Annotated in this window: 15 protein-coding genes, 1 tRNA gene and 1 pseudogene; 13 read left to right on the top strand and 4 right to left on the bottom strand. The window is 65.4% G+C overall.

Annotation, left to right across the window (positions count from 1 at the left end):
• The 8 genes from RM2_RS07400 to RM2_RS07365 all read left to right on the top strand — a co-directional run bounded on the left by RM2_RS07400 (window position 1) and on the right by RM2_RS07365 (window position 8,504).
• Entirely contained in the window at window positions 1-783 is a 783-nt protein-coding gene (locus tag RM2_RS07400) for an SDR family oxidoreductase (RefSeq protein ID WP_072688192.1), read from the top strand.
• Window positions 776-1,810 (top strand): phosphotransferase family protein, encoded by a 1,035-nt coding sequence (locus tag RM2_RS07395; protein ID WP_072688291.1) that lies wholly within the window; start codon window positions 776-778, stop codon window positions 1,808-1,810. The genes RM2_RS07400 and RM2_RS07395 overlap by 8 nt, the downstream gene beginning before the upstream one ends.
• A gap of 28 nt (window positions 1,811-1,838) precedes the next feature.
• Window positions 1,839-2,588 (top strand): 3-oxoacyl-ACP reductase FabG, encoded by a 750-nt coding sequence (gene fabG, locus RM2_RS07390; protein ID WP_072688191.1) that lies wholly within the window; start codon window positions 1,839-1,841, stop codon window positions 2,586-2,588.
• Window positions 2,589-2,596: 8 nt separating this feature from the next.
• Complete coding sequence (locus tag RM2_RS07385; RefSeq protein ID WP_072688290.1) at window positions 2,597-3,787, top strand: acyl-CoA dehydrogenase family protein; 1,191 nt, start codon at window positions 2,597-2,599, stop codon at window positions 3,785-3,787.
• On the top strand, window positions 3,784-4,884 hold the full coding sequence (locus RM2_RS07380) for an acyl-CoA dehydrogenase family protein (protein WP_072688190.1): 1,101 nt from the start codon (window positions 3,784-3,786) through the stop codon (window positions 4,882-4,884). The genes RM2_RS07385 and RM2_RS07380 overlap by 4 nt, the downstream gene beginning before the upstream one ends.
• 51 nt (window positions 4,885-4,935) lie before the next feature.
• Window positions 4,936-5,919, top strand: coding sequence for an NADPH:quinone oxidoreductase family protein (locus RM2_RS07375; RefSeq protein WP_072688189.1), 984 nt, complete (start codon window positions 4,936-4,938; stop codon window positions 5,917-5,919).
• An 11-nt stretch (window positions 5,920-5,930) separates the two neighbouring features.
• Window positions 5,931-6,719, top strand: coding sequence for an SDR family oxidoreductase (locus RM2_RS07370; RefSeq protein WP_072688289.1), 789 nt, complete (start codon window positions 5,931-5,933; stop codon window positions 6,717-6,719).
• Window positions 6,720-6,845: 126 nt separating this feature from the next.
• Window positions 6,846-8,504: an AMP-binding protein gene (locus RM2_RS07365; RefSeq protein WP_072688188.1), complete on the top strand. Its 1,659-nt coding sequence runs from the start codon at window positions 6,846-6,848 to the stop codon at window positions 8,502-8,504.
• A 75-nt stretch (window positions 8,505-8,579) separates the two neighbouring features.
• Here RM2_RS07365 and RM2_RS07360 read toward each other — a convergent pair.
• Window positions 8,580-9,059, bottom strand: a pseudogene (locus RM2_RS07360) (Rossmann-fold NAD(P)-binding domain-containing protein); the annotation flags it as partial.
• A 205-nt stretch (window positions 9,060-9,264) separates the two neighbouring features.
• A tRNA-Arg gene (locus tag RM2_RS07355) sits at window positions 9,265-9,337 on the bottom strand.
• A gap of 167 nt (window positions 9,338-9,504) precedes the next feature.
• On the opposite strand from RM2_RS07355, the gene RM2_RS07350 reads away from it, so the two are divergent.
• On the top strand, window positions 9,505-11,934 hold the full coding sequence (locus tag RM2_RS07350) for a phosphoketolase family protein (protein ID WP_072688187.1): 2,430 nt from the start codon (window positions 9,505-9,507) through the stop codon (window positions 11,932-11,934).
• A 36-nt stretch (window positions 11,935-11,970) separates the two neighbouring features.
• Here RM2_RS07350 and RM2_RS07345 read toward each other — a convergent pair whose 3' ends face one another.
• Together RM2_RS07345 and RM2_RS07340 are read right to left on the bottom strand one after the other, a co-directional pair.
• Entirely contained in the window at window positions 11,971-12,699 is a 729-nt protein-coding gene (locus tag RM2_RS07345; protein WP_072688186.1) for a DUF305 domain-containing protein, read from the bottom strand.
• Window positions 12,692-13,621, bottom strand: a complete 930-nt coding sequence (locus tag RM2_RS07340; protein WP_072688185.1) for a thioredoxin-like domain-containing protein — start codon at window positions 13,619-13,621, stop codon at window positions 12,692-12,694. Before RM2_RS07340 ends, RM2_RS07345 begins: the two co-directional genes overlap by 8 nt.
• 217 nt (window positions 13,622-13,838) lie before the next feature.
• Between RM2_RS07340 and argS the strand changes: the two genes are divergently transcribed.
• The 4 genes from argS to thrC are packed head-to-tail and all read left to right on the top strand — an operon-like array spanning window position 13,839 to window position 19,301.
• A complete protein-coding gene (gene argS, locus RM2_RS07335) occupies window positions 13,839-15,494 on the top strand; it encodes an arginine--tRNA ligase (RefSeq protein WP_072688184.1) in 1,656 nt (551 codons plus the stop codon).
• Window positions 15,491-16,912, top strand: coding sequence for a diaminopimelate decarboxylase (gene lysA, locus RM2_RS07330; protein ID WP_072688183.1), 1,422 nt, complete (start codon window positions 15,491-15,493; stop codon window positions 16,910-16,912). The genes argS and lysA overlap by 4 nt, the downstream gene beginning before the upstream one ends.
• Entirely contained in the window at window positions 16,909-18,222 is a 1,314-nt protein-coding gene (locus tag RM2_RS07325) for a homoserine dehydrogenase (RefSeq protein ID WP_072688182.1), read from the top strand. Before lysA ends, RM2_RS07325 begins: the two co-directional genes overlap by 4 nt.
• Entirely contained in the window at window positions 18,219-19,301 is a 1,083-nt protein-coding gene (gene thrC / locus RM2_RS07320) for a threonine synthase (protein WP_072688181.1), read from the top strand. Before RM2_RS07325 ends, thrC begins: the two co-directional genes overlap by 4 nt.
• Window positions 19,302-19,323: the final 22 nt, after the last annotated feature.

The following is a 19,323-nucleotide window of genomic DNA, read 5'->3' as shown; positions in this document are numbered from 1 at the left end:
ATGGCCGGACTCGACCTCACCGGACGTACCGCGATCGTCACCGGCGCGTCGCGGGGCATTGGCTTGGCCGTAGCAAAGGCGATCACGGCGGCCGGTGGCAACGTGGTGCTCACCTCTCGGTCCCAGGAGTCCGCTGACGCCGCCGCAGCGCAGGTCGGGGGTACGGCGATCGGAGTCGGCGCGCACGCGGTCGACGAAGACGCCGCCAGGCGCTGCGTCGACGTCACCCTGGAACGCTTCGGCAGCCTGGACATCCTGGTCAACAACGCGGGAACCAACCCTGCGTTCGGGCCGGTGATCGATCAGGACCACGCGCGATTCGCCAAGACCTTCGATGTGAACCTGTGGGCCCCCGTGCTGTGGACGGGACTGGCCACTCGGGCCTGGATGGGCGAGCACGGCGGAGCGGTGGTCAACACCGCGTCCATCGGCGGAATGGCCCACGAGGCGCACATCGGTCTGTACAACGCGTCCAAGGCCGCGCTTATCCATCTGACGAAGCAACTGGCGATGGAACTCTCCCCGAAGGTGCGAGTCAATGCCGTTGCACCCGGTGTCGTGCGGACGAAACTGGCTGAAGCTCTCTGGAGAGAGCACGAGCAGGCTGTGTCGGCATCGACTGCACTGGGACGCATCGGCGAACCGGAGGACATCGCAAGCGCGGTGGCCTTCCTGGTGTCCGACGCCGCGAGTTGGATCACCGGCGAGACGATGGTGATCGACGGTGGTCAACTACTCGGCGACGCGCTCCCGTTCCGGCAGGGAGCAACGCTCGGTGTCTAGTACGGATGTCGTTGGTATCGACACCGACGCCGTGAACCGCTGGTTCGGCACTCTCGGCATCGACCACTCGGGAGCGTTGACCTTCGGCCGGATCGGTCTCGGTCAATCCAACCTCACCTACCTCGTGCAGGATCAGGGCGATCGACGGTGGGTGCTCAGGCGCCCCCCGCTCGGACACCTGCTCGCGTCGGCGCACGACGTCGCCAGGGAGGCCCGGATCCTGTCCGCACTCGAGGACACTGCAGTTCCGACGCCCCGGGTGTTCGGGCTGACGGAAGATCCGGCGGTGAGCGACGTCCCTCTCCTGCTGATGGAGTTCGTCGACGGTCAAGTGGTCGATCGAATGTCCATCGCGGAGTCGCTGGCACCGGACCGTCGCAGGGTGATCGGCCTGTCACTGCCGCGCACCCTGGTGAAGATCCATGCTGTCGATCTCGAGCAGACGGGACTTATCGATCTGGCCAGCCACAAATCGTATGCCCACCGCCAGCTCAAGCGATGGTCCGGACAGTGGGAGAAGTCGAAGACCCGCGACCTGCCCGCCCTCGACGACCTGACGCGACGACTCGGCGTCTCGGCGCCCGAGCAACGCGAGCTCACGCTGGTGCACGGCGACTTCCATCTGAGGAATGTGATCACCTCGGCCGACACGGGCGAGGTGACCGCGGCGCTGGATTGGGAACTGTGCACTCTGGGCGATCCTCTCGCCGACATCGGCAGCCTGCTCGCGTACTGGCCCGCACCGGGCGAGAAGACCGGCGGTGATTTCCCCGCATCCACCCTCGAGGGCTTTCCGAGCCGCGAGGAGATCGCCGAGGCCTATCTCGACGCCACCGGGCGTGACCCGAAGGCGCTAGGGTTCTGGCACGTCCTCGGACTGTGGAAGATCGCGGTCATTGCCGAGGGCGTCATGCGTAGGGCGCAGGACGAACCACAGAATCGGGCGGCGGCAGGTACACCGACCGCTGACCGAATCGACGAAATCGTCGCCAAGGCGTGCGATGTTGCCGCCCAAACCGGAATCTGAACAACACAAACTGCCCAGGGAGGGCCACATGACCAGAACAGCAATTGTCACCGGAGCGGCCCGCGGAATCGGCGCCGCGGTAGCGAAAAAACTGGCAACCGACGGGCACGCGGTTGCCGTGCTCGATCTCGACGAGTCCGCTTGCGGCGCAACCATCGACGCGATCACGTCTGCCGGGGGCCGGGCACTGGCCGTCGGCGCAAATGTCGGGGACGAGGCGTCTGTCACGGCGGCAGTCGAGCGGGTGGCGAACGAACTCGGCGACCCGACGATCCTGATCAACAATGCCGGAATCACCCGCGACAATCTGTTGTTCAAGATGACTGTCGACGACTGGGACGCCGTCATGAACGTGCACCTGCGTGGCGCCTTCCTGATGTCGCGGGCCGTGCAGAAGCACATGGTGGAAGCCAAGTTCGGCCGCATCGTCAACCTGTCGAGCACGTCCGCCCTCGGTAACCGCGGACAGGTCAACTACGCTGCCGCCAAGGCCGGCATGCAGGGCTTCACCAAGACGCTGGCGTTGGAGTTGGGCAAGTTCGGTGTGACGGCCAACGCCATCGCGCCCGGTTTCATCGAGACCGAGATGACCGCTGCCACCGCCGAACGCATGGGCGTGGGCTTCGAGGACTTCAAGAAGGCGGCCGCCTCGCAGATCCCGGTCAACCGCGTCGGGCAGCCCGAGGACATCGCCGCCACGGCGTCGTTCCTGGCCAGTGAAGGTGCGGGATTCGTGTCCGGCCAAGTGATTTACGTGGCCGGCGGACCGAAGGACTGATGACCATCATGCCGACTGACGAACAGGCGATCGCACGGGACCTGAGCAGCCGCGTCGCTGCTCTCATCGAGCAGAACGATCTCACCGATGCCGCGGAGTTTCTCGGTGCCCGGTTCGACGCGGGTCTGGCGTGGGTCCACTTTCAGCCCGGATTCGGCGGTCTCGGCCTTCCTCAGGGCTTCCAGGCCCAGGTCGACGCCGAACTGGCGGCGGCGGGCGCGCCCGGGCCGGCCAAGGACCGCAACGGGATCGGGCTGGGCATGGCCGCGCCGACCATTGCCGCTTTCGGAACCCCGGAGCAGCAGGCGAACTACCTGCGGCCTCTCTACACCGGCGAGCACATCTACTGCCAGTTGTTCAGCGAGCCGGGGGCGGGCTCCGATCTCGCCGCCGTCGCCACTCGCGCCGTTCGTGACGGTGACACCTGGACCGTCAACGGGCAGAAGGTGTGGACGTCGGGAGCGCAGAACGCGCAGATGGCCATCCTGGTGGCGCGGACGGATCCGTCGGTGTCCAAGCACGCCGGGCTGACCTACTTCCTGTGCGACATGAGCGATGCCGGTATCGATGTTCGGCCGCTGCGGCAGATCACCGGTGAGGCCGAGTTCAACGAAGTGTTCCTCACTGATGTGCGCATTCCCGACGCAAATCGGCTCGGCGACGAGGGGCAGGGCTGGAAAGTGGCCACCGCGACCCTCAACAATGAGCGGGTGGCCATCGGCGGTTCCGCGGCTGCCCGCGAGAGCGGCATGATCGGATTGGTCGCGCAAACTTGGCGGGAGCATCCCGAACTCCGTGACGGAGCGATGCACGACGACCTGCTCCACTTGTGGGTCGACGCGGAAGTCGCGCGGCTGACCGGTGAACGACTACGGCAGCAACTGGAGGCCGGTCAACCCGGTCCGGAGGGATCCGGCCTGAAGCTGGCCTTCGCCCGGCTCGCGCAGACCATCTCGGGCTTCGACATCGAACTCCATGGAGAGGCGGGACTGCGGTACGACGACTGGTCTATGCGCCGACCCGACAAGGTCGACTTCACCGGACGCGAACCCGGATACAGGTACCTGCGCGCGAAAGGCAACTCGATCGAGGGCGGAACGTCCGAGATCCTGCGCAACGTCATCGCAGAACGCGTTCTCGGCCTCCCTCCGGAGCACCGCGTCGACAAGAACATCGCATGGAAGGACCTGCCCCGATGAGCACCGCAGACCTGCTCTATTCAGACACGGAGGACGCACTGCGCGATAGTGTCCGCCGACTACTCGTCGATCGCTGCTCCCCCGAGTCGGTGGCAGGAATGTACGACCAGGCACCCGCCGACTTCACCGGAGTCTGGAAGTCCCTCGCGGTCGACCTCGGGCTTGCGGGCCTGCTCGTGCCCGAGTCGCTCGGCGGCGCAGGCGCCGGCGCGCGTGAGGCCGCGGTGGTCATGGAGGAGATCGGACGCGCTGTGGCGCCCGTCCCGTACCTGTCCAGTGCGGTACTCGCCACCGTGGCGCTACTGAAGGCGGGAGACAAGCAGACGGTCGGTGCGCTCGCCGAGGGTACGACCACGGGTGCGCTCGTGGTCGGACTCGCGACCGCACCGGGCCGGTTCGCCCCCAGCGTGGTCCGGGAGGCGGGCGCACTGGTCGGGACCGTCACCAGCGTCGCGGGCGCCGCGGAGGCCGACATCCTGATCGTGCCGGTCGAGGGGCCCGAGGGACTCGAACTCCATATCGTCAGCGCCGGCTCTGCTGGCGTCACCGCGACTCCAGTCCTCTCGCTCGACATGACCCGGCCGCTGTCGGATGTCGTGTTCGACGGCGCGGCATCCACCCGCGTCGACGACGGCACCGCGGCGGAGGCGGTCCGTGCCGCCCTCGTCAGCGGCGCAGCACTACTCGCGTCCGAACAACTCGGACTCGCGCAATGGTGCTTCGACACGACCCTCGCGTACGTCAAGGAACGCAAGCAGTTCGGTCGCGCGGTCGGCTCGTTCCAGGCGATCAAGCACCGCCTTGCCGACCTCTGGCTCGAGGTGACATCCGCCGCGGCGGCTGCCAGGTACGCCGCGGACACCTCCGCCCGCGGTGACGCGGACGCCGAGATCGCCGCCGTGATCGCGCAGGCCTACTGCAGTGATGTCGCCGTCCACGCCGCCGAGGAGTGCGTCCAACTGCACGCCGGGGTCGGCATGACGTGGGAGTACCCCGCGCACCTGTACCTGAAGAGGGCGAAGAGCGATCAGCTCGCTTTCGGCTCCGCGTACCGCCATCGGGCGCATCTGGCCACCCTGATCGACCTGCCCGCGTGATCCATCACCCAGCACTGATTTCCCCCCAGCACTGATTTTGAGGAGACAACGATGAAGGCCTGGCGTATCAACGAACTCGGCGAACCGCGCACTGCGCTTCAGCTCGAGGAAATTCAGGACCCGAATGCCGGTCCGGGCGAGATCCTGGTGAAGATCCTTGCGGCGCCGGCGAACTTCCCAGACGTCCTGCTGTGCCGTGGCGAGTACCAGATGAAGCCGCCGCTGCCGTTCACGCCCGGAGTCGAGTTGTGCGGTCGGGTCCTGGCCGTCGGTGACGGCGTGACCCGCTTCGCGGTCGGCGACCGGGTGATCGGGAGCCCCAATCTACCCGCCGGCGGGTTCGCGGAGATGGCCGTGATGGCCGAGTCCAACGCGTTCGCCGCCCCGGCTGCGCTCGACGATGCCGAGGCGTCCGCACTCACCATCGGCTACCAGACGAGTTGGTTCGCTCTACACAGGCGGACCCAGCTGAAGCCGGGCGAGACGCTGCTCGTGCACGCTGCCGCGGGCGGGGTCGGTAGCGCGGCAGTGCAACTGGGCAAGGCCGCAGGAGCGAAGGTGATCGGCGTCGTCGGAGGTGCCGACAAGGTCGAGTACTGCCGCCGGCTCGGGGCCGATCTGGTAATCGACCGGCACACAGATGATTTCGTGCCGCTGGTCAAGGAGTTCACCGGTGGTCGCGGGGCGGATGTCGTCTACGATCCGGTCGGCGGCGATGCCTACGCGAAGTCGACCAAATGCATCGCGTTCGAGGGACGGATTCTGATCATCGGCTTCGCGGGCGGCACCATTCCGACGCCGGGGCTCAACCACGCGTTGATCAAGAACTACTCGATCATCGGGCTTCACTGGGGTCTGTACAACGCGTACAACAAGCAGGCGATCGCCGACTGCCACGAGGAACTGACCCGGCTTGCAGAATCCGGTGCGATCAAGCCGCTCATCAGCGAGCGACTCTCGCTCGCGGACGTCGCCGACGGAATCGGCCGTCTGGGCGACGGCAGCACCGTCGGTCGACTCGTGTTCCAGCCCTGAAGGGAATGCGCATGAATACGGGAGCATTGTTCGACGTCACCGGCAAGACCGTCGTCGTCACCGGAGGTTCGCGGGGTATCGGCCGGATGATTGCGCAGGGATTCGTCCAGGCGGGCGCGACTGTTCTCATCTCGTCGCGCAAGTCGGACGCCTGCGCTGACACGGCCGCGGAGTTGTCGGCAGTGGGTCCGGGGACGTGCGTCGCCCATCCCGCGGATCTGTCCACGGCGGAGGGGATCGAAAGCCTCGCTGCCCAGGTGGCGGAGGTGGCCCCGCAGCTGAACGTGCTCGTGAACAATGCGGGCGCGACGTGGGGCGCACCGATCGACGAGTTCCCCGACTCCGCGTTCGACAAGATCTTCGACATCAATGTCAAGGGTGTCTTCAGCCTGACGCAGAAGCTGCTGCCGAGGCTACGCGCGGCGGCGACCGATGGTGATCCCGCCCGGGTGATCAACATCGGTTCGATCGACGGAATCGTACTGTCTATCACCGACAATTTCTCCTACAGCGCCAGCAAGGCCGCGGTTCACATGCTCACCCGCAAGATGGCCGCGACACTGGCTCCCCAGCGGATCACCGTCAACGCCATTGCACCCGGGCCCTTTCCGAGCAAGATGATGTCCTATTTCCTCGACAATCCGGAACGGAAGGAAGCGGTCGAGGGTGCGGTTCCTCTCGGCCGCGTGGGCACACCAGAGGATGTGGCGGGCACCGCGATCTTCCTTTCCTCGCGTGCGGGGGCCTACCTCACCGGCACCATCATCCCCGTGGACGGGGGACTTTCGGGTACACGGTGAACAACCCGCTGCACAGTCAGGCACCTCTGCACAGTCAGGCACCTCTACACAGTCAGGCACCTCTACACAGTCAGGCACCTCTACACAGTCAGACACCGAAGATCGAGAGAGGCGGTACGGCGGATAATGAGTTGGTATGACGACAAACCCTGGATTGGCCTGTACGACGACAACATCCGGTCGGCGGATGTAATACCCGACCGGACCGCGCTCGAAATGTTCTCCGCTGCGGTCGAATCCGCCCCGGATGGCCCGGCCATCCGGTATCTGGGCGGCACCCTCGATTACCGTGAGGTCGACGAACTCAGCGACGGTGTTGCCGCATATCTGGCGGAGAACGGGTTCGCGAAGGGCGACCGGCTCGCGATCTACCTGCAGAACATCCCGCAGTTCGCGGTGGCACTGATCGGAACGTGGAAGGCCGGCGGCGTCATCGTCCCCCTGAACCCGATGTACCGGGACGAACTGTCCCACATCCTTGCCGATGCCGGAGTCACGGCAATTGTGTGCAGCGAGAACGCGTGGGCCGACCATGTAGGAGAGCGTGCTTCCGCTGCGGGTGTGCGGATCGCCCTCACCGCGAGCGAACTCGACATCCAGACCTTGGACGACGCGCGCGTGCTCGGGGGAGTGGCGAGGGTCCGCAGCGAAGGCGTCCCCGATCTGCTCGAGGTGGCTCGGGCCCGGACCGGGGCCGACGTGCCGAATCCAGGTCTGGTGCCGGACGACGTCGCACTCGTTTCCTACACCTCCGGAACGAGTGGGGTACCAAAGGGGGCGACCAACACTCATCGGAATCTCACGGTCAACAGCGCGACTCTGCGTCTGTACGACGACAAGCCCGCTGGATCGCCGATCTTCGCCCTCGCGCCGCTGTTTCACATCACCGGCATGGTGTGCCAATTGCTGACCGCGATCGACCTGGCGTCCCCGCTGATACTGGCGTATCGGTTCGAGGCGGGGGTCGTGCTCGACGCCCTCGAACGCGAGCGGCCGGTGTTCATGGTCGGACCGTCCACCGCCTACATGGCCTTGATGGCGCATCCCGACTTCTCTGGCGAACGCTTCGCGTCACTGGAGGCCGTGATGTCCGGCGGTGCCCCACTGCCGCCTGCCATTGTCGAACGCTTCCGCGATCTGACCGGAAAATACATCCGCAACGGCTACGGGCTCACCGAGACCAGTGCGCCGTGTGTCGTTGTCCCGGCCAATCTGGAGGCCCCGGTCGACCCGTCCTCGGGCACGCTGGCGATCGGGCTCCCCCTGCCGTCGGCCATGATCCGGATAACCGGCGAGGACGGTGGCGACCTCGACCCGATGGAGGTCGGGGAGATCACCGTGGAGGGGCCGATGGTGGTGCCTGCATATTGGAACATGCCGGACGCCACCGCGGAGTCGCTGCCCGGCGGCCGATTACTCACTGGTGACGTGGGGTTCATGGACGCCAAGGGATGGGTGTACGTCGTCGATCGGAAGAAGGACATGATCAACGCGTCCGGGTTCAAGGTTTGGCCGCGAGAGGTCGAGGATGTCCTCTACCAGCACCCGGCGGTCCGTGAGGCCGCTGTCGTCGGTGAACCCGACAGTTACCGCGGAGAGACCGTGGCGGCGTTCGTCAGCCTTCGTCCGGGGCAGACTGCGGAGACGAACGATCTCGTCGAGTACTGCCGTGAGCGACTGGCCAGTTACAAGGCGCCGAGGCGGGTGGAGATCGTCGACGAACTGCCGAAGACGGCCAGCGGCAAGATTCTCCGACGTGAAATGCGCCGCAGCGCCACGGCTTGACCTCTTTTTCGTGGCATACGACCGGGACGCTCGTTTCAGTTCAGGCAACAACGAGCGTCCCGTTCGTGCCCCCAGTCAGGTCAGAATCGCATGGGGATAGTCGGCCCAGCGGTGCTGAAACGACAGGATCCGCGGATTCTGGATTTCCCCGTCGCGGATCTCAATCGCGTGCCGGATGGTGTCGCTCCCGTCCCAGGCGGCGGGTCCGTCGAGGACGGTGCGCAGGTGGGGGAGGAGGGCCTCGCTGATCTCCCACGTCGCTGAGTTCCACAGGTACGAGGGGGTGTGGTCGACCCCGTAGTAGAGGACGTTGTCGCCGATCACGAATGTCGGATACGCGAACGAGGTCGGGCGGGCCCAGCTGAAACCCATTCCCTCGTCGCAGGACACGTCGACGACGAGGCTGCCGGGTGTGAGGGCGTCGATATCCTCGTCCGCGAGGAAGGTCAGCGGCGCCTCGGTGTCCTGCAGAACACAGTTGACGATGATGTCGTGTCGGGCGAGGAAGCCAGCGAGCGGCGTTCGCCCGTCGTCCGTGGTGGTCGCGCCTTCTCGTGCAGTATCGCGGTGAACCCGCATTGCCTCGCATTGAGCGAGTCAGCACGTGGTCGGATCGTCGCCGTCAGCATTCCACGCAGTGGGAACACCTGGCCACTGTGCGTAGGGCTAGCTGACGAATGGGGTTCTAGCAGTGGAGAGAGCAGAGGGGCGCCAAGGGGCAGGGACGGGGTAGTACCCCAGTTTTCGCTGGTCAGATGGGTGCCCCCGGCAGGATTCGAACCTGCGACCTTTCGCTCCGGAGGCGAACGCTCTATCCCCTGAGCTACGGGGGCGCACCGGAAAACCGGTGTGCCGATTGGGCTGGCCAATGGTAGCGCATGGGTGGCGGGATAGACCAAATCGGTCCCCCCGACTACGTCGGCTCGATCCGCGTACAGCTGCGAACTCGCCTAGTGTCGGAGGGAGGTGGACATTCGCGAACTCCCGGGAGGCGTCGAGAATGGCCGATGGATTGAATGACGGCTCGCAGGGCTCGGATGCGCAGTACCTCGATCGTGACCTCGATCGGGATCTGCGGTGGTGGGCGGCGGCCAACTACCTCACTGTCGCGCAGATCTATCTGCAGGACAACACGCTTCTGCGCGAGCCATTGCATCCGAAGCACATCAAACCCCGGCTTCTCGGACACTGGGGGACGAGTCCGGGGCTGTCGATGGTGTATTGCCTTCTGAATCGTCTGATCCGCCGGACCGACACCGATTGTCTCTACGTGACCGGCCCGGGGCACGGCGGGCCTGCACTGGTCGCCGCAACGTATCTGGAGGGGACCTACTCGGAGGTGTATCCCGGGGTGTCCCGCGACGCCGCCGGAATCCACCGACTGTGCTGGCAGTTCTCGACTCCGGGCGGAGTGCCGAGTCACGTCGGCGTGCAGACACCGGGCAGCATCCATGAGGGCGGTGAGCTGGGCTATGCCCTTGCTCACGCGGCCGGTGCGGCATTCGATCATCCGGATCTGTTGGTAGCGTGTGTCATCGGCGATGGCGAGGCCGAGACGGGACCGCTCTCCGGCTCTTGGAAACTTCCCGCGTTCCTCAATCCGGAGCGCGACGGTGCGGTGTTGCCGATCCTGCACGTCAACGGCGCAAAGATCGCGGGACCCACGGTTTACGGACGCAGCAGCGATGCCGACGTCGAGGCATTCCTCAGCGGCCAGGGGTGGGCACCGACCGTCGTCTCGGGTGACGACCCGCGCATGGTTTTTCGCGCACTCGATCGTGCACTGCGTGATGCGCACGCAGTGATCACCGACCTACAGCGGGAGGCGCGCGCCGGAACTCTTCCGCGTGACGCGCGCGACGCACGGCCCAGTGGGGCGAAGTGGCCGGTGATCGTGCTGCGGACTCCGAAAGGGTGGACCGGTCCGCACACCGTCGACGGCGTGCTCGTCGAGGGAACGCACCGCGCCCATCAGGTTCCGCTGTCGGGGGTCCGGACGAATGCGGCCCATCTCCATCAACTCGAGGAGTGGATGCGCTCGTACTTGCCGGAGGAACTGTTCGATGCGGACGGCACGCTCGTCGCGGATCTCCAGGGGTTGGCGCCGCAGGGCGACAAGCGGATGGGTTCGTCCCCGTACGCCAACGGCGGGCGCCTACGTGCGGATCTCCCGATACCACCGTTGGAGAAGTACGCGCTCGCGATCGAGAAGCCCGGCGCGACGATGCACGAGACGACCCGGGTACTCGGTGAACTGCTCCGCGACCTCTACACCGCGACCACTACACCGGACGGCGGGGGATGTTTCCGGCTATTCTGCCCCGACGAGACGTCCAGCAACCGATTGGGCGCCGTGTTCGAGGTAACCGACCGCTGCTGGCAGTTACCCATCACTGAATACGACGACGGACTGTCGGCGGGTGGACGGGTGATGGAAGTCCTCAGCGAGCACCTGTGCGAGGGATGGCTCGAGGGATACCTGCTGTCGGGGCGGCACGGGATGTTCGCCAGCTACGAAGCCTTCGCGATGGTGAGCGTCTCCATGCTCATCCAGCACGCGAAGTGGATCCAGCACGCGGTGGATCTGCCCTGGCGGTCCCCGGTAGCGTCGCTCAACGTTCTGCTGACGAGCACGTGCTGGCGAAACGACCACAACGGCTTCAGCCATCAGGGGCCGGGCATGATCGACTCCGTCATTCCGCTCGCGCCGGACGTCGTTCGGATCTGGCTGCCGCCCGATTCGAACACGTTGCTGTCGATTTCGGACCACTGCCTGCGCAGCACCGACCATGTCAATCTCATCGTCGTCGACAAACAGCGGCATCTGCAGTACCTGACGCTCGAGCAGGCGCACGCCCACTGTGCGGCTGGGGCATCGGTGTGGGAGTGGGCGGGTACCGAGTCCGGTGCCGGTGCGGTGCCGGATGTCGTGCTTGCCGCCGCGGGAGACGTTCCGACTCAGGAGATCCTCGCAGCTGCCCAATTGCTCCGCGAGCACACGCCGGAACTTGTCACGAGGGTGGTCAATGTCGTCGATCTGATGGGGCTGCTCACGCCCACCGAGCATCCGCACGGATTCGACGCTCGCAAGTTCCTCGACCTGTTCACAGCCGGCACCGATGTGGTGTTCGCCTTCCACGGGTACTCGCGCGCCATTCACGAACTGATCCACGGCCGTCCCGATCCGGAACGTTTCCACGTCCGCGGCTTCAGCGAACAGGGCGCCACGACCACACCGTTCGACATGGTCGTACTCAACAGAATGAGCCGCTACCACTTGGCATTGGAAGCGCTCCGACGCGCGCAAACGGAACCCGCAGGCGCCGCCGAACTCGCGGACTTCTGCCTCACCCAGCTCGAACGGCACGGCGAATACATTGTCGCGCACCTCGAGGAAATGCCCGAGGTGCGCGACTGGACGTGGTCCTGACTGACCTGTCCTGACTGACGCGTCCAGCCCAGCCGATCAGTTCATCGGCAGTGGACTCGAGCCCCTCTCGGTGAGCATGTTCGTTATCGACGTCGACTCGCTCTTCTGGGTATCGACCATATATTGAGCGAGGTCTCGTGTCACATCCTTCGAGGCGTGCTCGGCCGCATACTCCATCATCGGTAGCCCGCCCTCATGATGGCGCAACATCAGCTGAAGGAACAGGACGTCGGCGGCGGGACCGGTGGCCTGACGAAGCGCCGTCAGATCCTCCGAGGTCGCCATGCCCGGCATCTTCGACATCGAACCCATGTGTGCGCTTTCGCCGGAATCCTGGTCGTGACCATCGGAGTGCTGCGGCTGCATCCACCCCATGTACCCGCCGGACGGCAGCGGCGGCTGATCCCACAACGCGAGCCAACCCTGCATCTGCCCGAGTTGGTTCTGCTGAGTGGTGAGAATGTCGTACGCGAGGCTGCGGACGGCTGGGTCGGTGACTTCCGTCAGGACGATTGCCGACAGCTCCACGGCCTGGCTGTGATGCTCGCTCATGTCCTGGGCGAACCCGACATCGACAGACCCAGCTTCGGGAACGGCCGTGTCGGTCGACGGCGGGCGTACCAGGAACCCGACGGCGAAGCCGACGACGAGGGCTCCTATCAGCCCGATGACGGTGAGTGCAGTGCGCTGGCTGGGCCGAGAGGGGGCTTTGTCGTCTGTGGGTTCGGTCTCGGGTCCAAGTTCGGAGTCGGTGGAGTCAGCCATTGCTGCCTTCGGTCGGCGCCTGCTGGGGCTCAGGCGGAAGCTGCTGGTCGGGTGCCTGCTGGAGGTCGGGCGGAAGTTGGAGGTCGGGTGGGAGCTGCATTCCGCCGATTTCCGACTGGTCCGGGTTAATTCCGCCGCCGTCCATGGGCACCGCATCCGGGCCGGGTGCACTCGAATCGAACGGAGGCGGGTTGTCGGGATCGAAACCGGAGCCGGGAATCGACGAGCAGGTTGCGCCGACCTCGGGGTAGGTGTTCGGGTTGATCCGCAGCGCGGCGATGAACTGGTCGATGCGGGGGTCGTCGACGCTGTCCAGCTTGAGTTGATGGCCCCACGACTGTAGCGAGACGGGGCTGTCGAGGCCGGGGTACGGAGACAGCATCGTGAACGTTCTACCGTCCACCTTGTCGTCCAACGTTTCCACCTGATCGGCGGAAACCTCGTCCGGGTTGTAGGTGATCCACACGGCGCCGTGCTCGAGAGAGTGCACGGCGTTCTCAGTGCGGATCGCAGTCGGGTAGACGGTTCCCGTGCACGTCGCCCAGATGCCGTCGTGCGGGCCACCGAACGGCGGCGAATAGTCGTACGCGACGCGCTGCGTCGGCTGGACGTGGATGCCGGCCGGGTAGTCAACCGTGACGACGCCGTCGATGTCGACGGAGGGGTCGGGATCCTCGGCGCTCGGGGCAAATCGAGAAGCCTCAACGTTGGCCTGATACTTGGGCACCAGGTTGACGGCGAGGACAGCTACGAGGACGACAACAGCCCCCCCGGCACCGATCGTTAGCCAGGGAATGTGCCGTGGAGCAGCGGTGCCCTGTGCTCGTGTGCCGCCGCTCTTCTTCTTGGCGGCCTTGATGGCCTTGGCCGACTTCGCTCCCGACTTCTTGTCGGGACCGCGACTTTCCGAACCGCTTGGCATGGATTGTGATCTTTCGGTGGTGGGTTGCGGGCGCTCTTCTCCCGATAGCCGGAAGCCGAGGACCGAGTCTCGTGGCGGTGCCACTATACTTTCCGATTCTGAGAGCGGCCAGGAAGAGTGGCGCCGGACACGCTTGCGGGCGGCCACCCGGTCCACGGCGTGAGTCGTGGGAAGGCGAATCACCGTTTGAGACGTGATGGCCATAGGATAGATACCTGTGACTCCAGCCGACCTTGCCGAACTGCTCCGCGGAACCGCCGCGGCAGTGCTCGCCGCCCGCGGACTCGACGTGTCCGTACTTCCCGAAACTCTCACGGTCGAGCGTCCGCGCAACCCGGAGCACGGTGACTACGCCACCAACGTCGCGATGCAGGTTGCCAAGAAGGTCGGTACAAATCCTCGCGAGTTGGCGACCTGGCTCGCCGAGGCTCTGAGTGCCGCCGAGGGTATCGACAGCGCCGATATCGCAGGCCCGGGCTTCCTCAATATCCGACTGGCCGCTGACGCGCAGGGCGCGATCGTCGCCAAGATCCTCGCGGAGGGTGCAGAGTTCGGTGGGGGCGGCACGCTTGCGGGGAAGAAGATCAACCTCGAATTCGTCTCCGCCAATCCCACCGGCCCCATCCACCTCGGTGGAACGCGTTGGGCGGCCGTCGGCGACGCACTCGGCCGGATCCTCACCACCCAGGGTGCGGCGGTGACCCGCGAGTACTACTTCAACGACCATGGCGCGCAGATCGACCGGTTCTCCCACTCTCTGATTGCTGCGGCCAAGGGTGAACCCGCCCCCAAGGATGGATATGCGGGTGCGTACATCGCAGACATCGCCTCCCAGGTGCGGCGTCGCCGCCCCGACGTGCTGGAACTTCCCGTCGTCGAGCAGCAGGAAGTCTTCCGATCCGTCGGCGTCGATCTGATGTTCGCGCACATCAAGCGCGCCCTGCACGAGTTCGGTGTCGACTTCGATGTCTACTTCCACGAGAACTCGCTGTTCGAGTCCGGCGCGGTGGAGAAGGCCGTCGAGACGCTGAAATCCTCCGGCAACCTCTTTCAGGAAGACGGCGCCTGGTGGCTCCAGAGCACCGACTTCGGCGACGACAAGGACCGCGTCGTCATCAAGAGTGACGGCAGCGCCGCGTACATCGCCGGTGACATCGCCTACTTCCAGGACAAGCGCTCCCGGGGATTCAACCTGTGCATCTACATGCTCGGCGCGGACCACCACGGCTACATCGGCCGACTCAAGGCTGCGGCCGCGGCCTTCGGTGACGACCCAGACACTGTGGAGGTCTTGATCGGGCAGATGGTGAACCTGGTCCGCGACGGCGTGGCTGTGAAAATGAGCAAGCGTGCTGGCACCGTCATCACTCTCGACGATCTCGTCGAAGCCATCGGTGTCGACGCCTCGCGCTATGCGCTGATCCGGTCGTCGGTGGATTCGAGCATCGACATCGACCTCGAACTGTGGACGAGCACGGGTAACGAAAACCCGGTCTACTACGTGCAGTACGCGCACGCGCGCCTCGCGTCGATCGCCCGCAACGCAGGCGATCTCGGGATCTCCGCAGAGAATCCGGACCTGTCGCTTCTGGTCGCAGAGCAGGAGGGCGACCTTATCCGTACGCTCGGTGAATACCCCCGCGTCGTATCCAGTGCGGCGAATCTCCGTGAACCGCATCGTATTGCAAGATATCTCGAGGAGCTCGCGGGGGCCTACCACCGCTTCTACGGTGCGGGCCGGCGCATCCTGCCGCAGGGCGACGAAGACCCTGCGCCGATCCACACTGCGCGACTGGCGCTGTGTGTGGCGTCCCGTCAGGTTCTGGCCAACGGTCTCGCACTGCTCGGTGTCAGCGCACCGGAGCAGATGTGAACGCGCACCCCGCAGGTCCCAAGCACGCCGAATACCTGCACGCGCCCGGACTACCCGAGCGTCCCGTCGATTCGGCGGCCTTCGCCGCGCTGTCTCCTGAGGTGTGGCCACGGAACGCATATCGTGCCGCGGACGGTGTCGTTCATCTGGCCGGCGTCCCGGCCACCGACCTGGTCGAGAAGTACGGCACCCCACTGTTCGTGGTTGACGAGGACGATTTCCGGTCACGTTGCCGTGACATGGCCCGTGCGTTCGGGCCGACAGCCAGGGTGCACTATGCGTCCAAGGCCTTTCTGTGCGGCGAGATCGCCCGCTGGGTTGCCGACGAAGGTCTGTCGTTGGACGTCGCTTCTGGCGGCGAACTGGCGGTCGCCTTGTATGCGGGATTTCCAGCTGAGCGAATTGCCATGCACGGCAACAATAAATCGGTTGCCGAACTGAGTGCTGCGGTGTCGGCCGGTGTCGGGCACATCGTGCTGGACTCCATGATGGAGATCGGCCGCCTCGACAAGGTGGCCGCTGAAGCCGGTGTGGTCCAAGACGTCCTGATCCGCGTGACTGTCGGTGTCGAGGCGCACACCCACGAGTTCATCTCCACGGCCCACGAGGATCAGAAATTCGGGTTCTCGCTCGCGGACGGTAAGGCGATCGATGCGGTTCGACGGGTATTTTCCGCCGGCAATCTGAGACTGGTGGGCCTCCACAGTCATATCGGCTCGCAGATCTTCGACGTGGACGGTTTCGAGGTGGCCGCACACCGCGTGATCGGACTCCTTCGGGACGTCGTCGAGGGGTTCGGTGTGGAGAAGACGGCCCAGATTTCGATCATCGACCTCGGCGGCGGCATGGGAATCTCCTACGTCCCCACAGACGACCCGCCCCCGGTCGATCAACTCGCCGCCAAACTCGGTGACATCGTTCGCAACGAGTCGGCGCTGGCGGGTCTGCCGGAGCCGACGCTGGCCGTCGAACCCGGGCGTGCGATCGCCGGACCCGGAACGGTGACGCTGTACGAGGTCGGTACGATCAAGGACGTCCTCGTCGGTAGTTCCCTGACCCGTCGGTACGTCAGCGTCGACGGCGGAATGAGTGACAATATCCGGACCGCGCTGTACCAGGCAGAGTACGAGGCGAAGCTCGTGTCGCGGGTCAGCAACGCCGGTCCGGTGGTGTCTCGCGTCGTGGGTAAGCACTGCGAGTCGGGAGATGTCGTGATCCGCGACACCTGGATGCCCGAGGATGTTGGCGCAGGTGATGTGATTGCTGTTGCGGCCACCGGTGCATACTGCTATTCGATGTCGAGTAGATACAACCTGCTCACCCGTCCGGCTGTGGTGGCAGTACGCGACGGACACTCGCGCGTGATCCTTCGGAGGGAAACCGTGGAAGACCTGCTGAGCCTGGAGGTACAGGAGTGACGAGTGAATCGGCGCATCGCGCTATCGGTGTGGCCGTGCTGGGCCTCGGCAACGTCGGGAGCGAGGTGGTGCGCATCCTGCAGGAGCACAGCAAGGACCTCGAGGCTCGCGTCGGCGCCCCGCTGGAACTGCGCGGTGTGGCTGTTCGCCGCCCGGGTAGAGACCGCGGAGTTTCCGAGGAACTGCAGACCACCGACGCGGCGACCCTTGTGGCCCGCGACGACGTCGACATCGTCGTAGAGGTAATTGGCGGCACGGATCTGGCGCGCAAGCTGATCCTCTCCGCACTGAACTCTGGCAAGTCCGTCGTCACCGCGAACAAAGCCCTGCTCTCCGAGCACACCGGAGAACTGGCGGAGGCTGCGGAAATGCACAGTGTCGATCTGTACTTCGAGGCTGCCGTGGCCGGCGCGATTCCGGTCATTCGCCCGCTCATCCAGTCCCTCGCCGGTGACCGGGTGAACCAGGTCGCCGGAATCGTGAACGGGACCACAAACTTCATCCTGTCAGCGATGGACGAGACCGGCGCAGACTATGCCGCGACCCTGGCCGAGGCTGGACGCCTGGGGTACGCCGAGGCCGATCCGACTGCCGACGTGGAGGGCTACGACGCCGCGGCCAAGGCGGCCATCCTCGCATCCATCGCCTTCCATACCCGGGTGACCGCCGCGGACGTATACCGCGAAGGGATCGCCCAGATCACCGCGGAAGATCTGACGTCGGCTCGCGCACTCGGTTGCACGATCAAGTTGCTCTCCATCTGCGAGCGGATCACCACCCCCGAAGGTGAGGAGCGGATTTCCGCCCGGGTCTACCCGGCTCTTGTGCCATTGGGTCATCCGTTGGCGTCGGTGAACGGCGCATTCAACGCCGTTGTCGTCGAGGCCGAGAACGCGGGGCGTCTGATGTTCTACGGCCAGGGTGCGGGCGGTGCCCCTACCGCGTCGGCTGTTATGGGCGATCTGGTGATGGCCGCACGCAACAAAGTGAACGGCGGTCGCGGACCCCGCGAATCCAAGTACGCCAAGCTGAAGATCGCGCCGATCGGCGACATCCCCACGCGCTACTACGTCAACATGCAGGTGACGGACAAGGCGGGCGTGCTGTCGGCAGTGGCTGCCGAATTCTCTCAGCACGGCGTGAGCATCTCCACCGTTCGGCAGGAGGGCGCCGGCGACTGTGCCCGTCTCGCCGTCGTGACCCATCTCGCGAGGGATTCCGCTTTGTCGGAAACCGTTGCGGCACTGAGAAAAAAGGAATTTGTCACCGCTGTGACCAGCGTTCTGCGACTGGAAGGCACCGAACAATGACCGGCACCTGTAGTCCTGTTCACGTCCCGTGGCCGGGGCTGATCGAGGCTTACCGAGACCGCCTCGCCATTGGTCCGAATTGGAAGACGGTCACCCTGCGCGAGGGCGGCACCCCACTACTGCCTGCCGATCACCTCTCGGAGATCACCGGGTGTGAGGTCTACCTCAAGGTGGAGGGGCTCAACCCGACCGGCTCGTTCAAGGACCGCGGCATGACGATGGCCGTCACCGACGCGTTGGCCCGCGGTCAGCAGGCGGTCCTGTGCGCGTCCACGGGCAACACGTCCGCTTCCGCCGCCGCGTATGCCGCCAAGGCGAAGATGACCTGTGCCGTGCTGGTGCCGCAGGGCAAAATCGCGATGGGCAAGCTGGCGCAGGCTGTCATGCACGGCGCGCGGATCATCCAGGTGCAGGGCAACTTCGATGACTGCCTCGAACTGGCGCGAAAGACAACTGCCGAGTTCCCCACGATCGGACTCGTGAACTCGGTCAACCCGGTCCGAATCGAGGGCCAGAAGACCGCAGCCTTCGAGATCTGCGATGCGCTGGGAAAGGCGCCCGACGTGCATGCGCTTCCGGTCGGTAACGCCGGCAACATCACGGCGTACTGGCGCGGGTACTCCGAGTATTACGCGGATGGACTCACCACAGTGAAACCACGCATGCTCGGCGTCCAGGCCGCGGGTGCCGCGCCCTTGGTCCACGGCGCCCCGGTGAAGGATCCGGAGACGATCGCGACCGCGATCCGCATCGGTTCGCCCGCGTCCTGGAACGGAGCGATCACCGCGAAGGAAGAGTCGTACGGCGCCTTCCGTGCCGCGACCGACGAGGAAATCCTGGAGGCATACCACCTGATCGCCAGAACCGAAGGTGTGTTCGTCGAACCCGCTTCGGCTGCGAGCGTCGCGGGTCTGCTCGCCGCTCGCAAGGAGGGTTGGCTGGATTCGGGACTGAGCGTCGTCTGCACGGTTACCGGCAACGGACTCAAGGACCCCGACACGGCTTTGGCAGGTATGCCTGAGGTCCAACCGATTCCTGTTGATCCAGTCGCTGTCGCTTCCGCCCTCGAGTTGGCGTAGTGGTGGCGACCACGCCCACCAC

Origin of the sequence: Rhodococcus marinonascens NBRC 14363 (assembly GCF_001894885.1) — a bacterium.
Classification (GTDB): domain Bacteria; phylum Actinomycetota; class Actinomycetes; order Mycobacteriales; family Mycobacteriaceae; genus Rhodococcus_F; species Rhodococcus_F marinonascens.
This window is presented reverse-complemented; position numbering and strand designations above follow the sequence as displayed.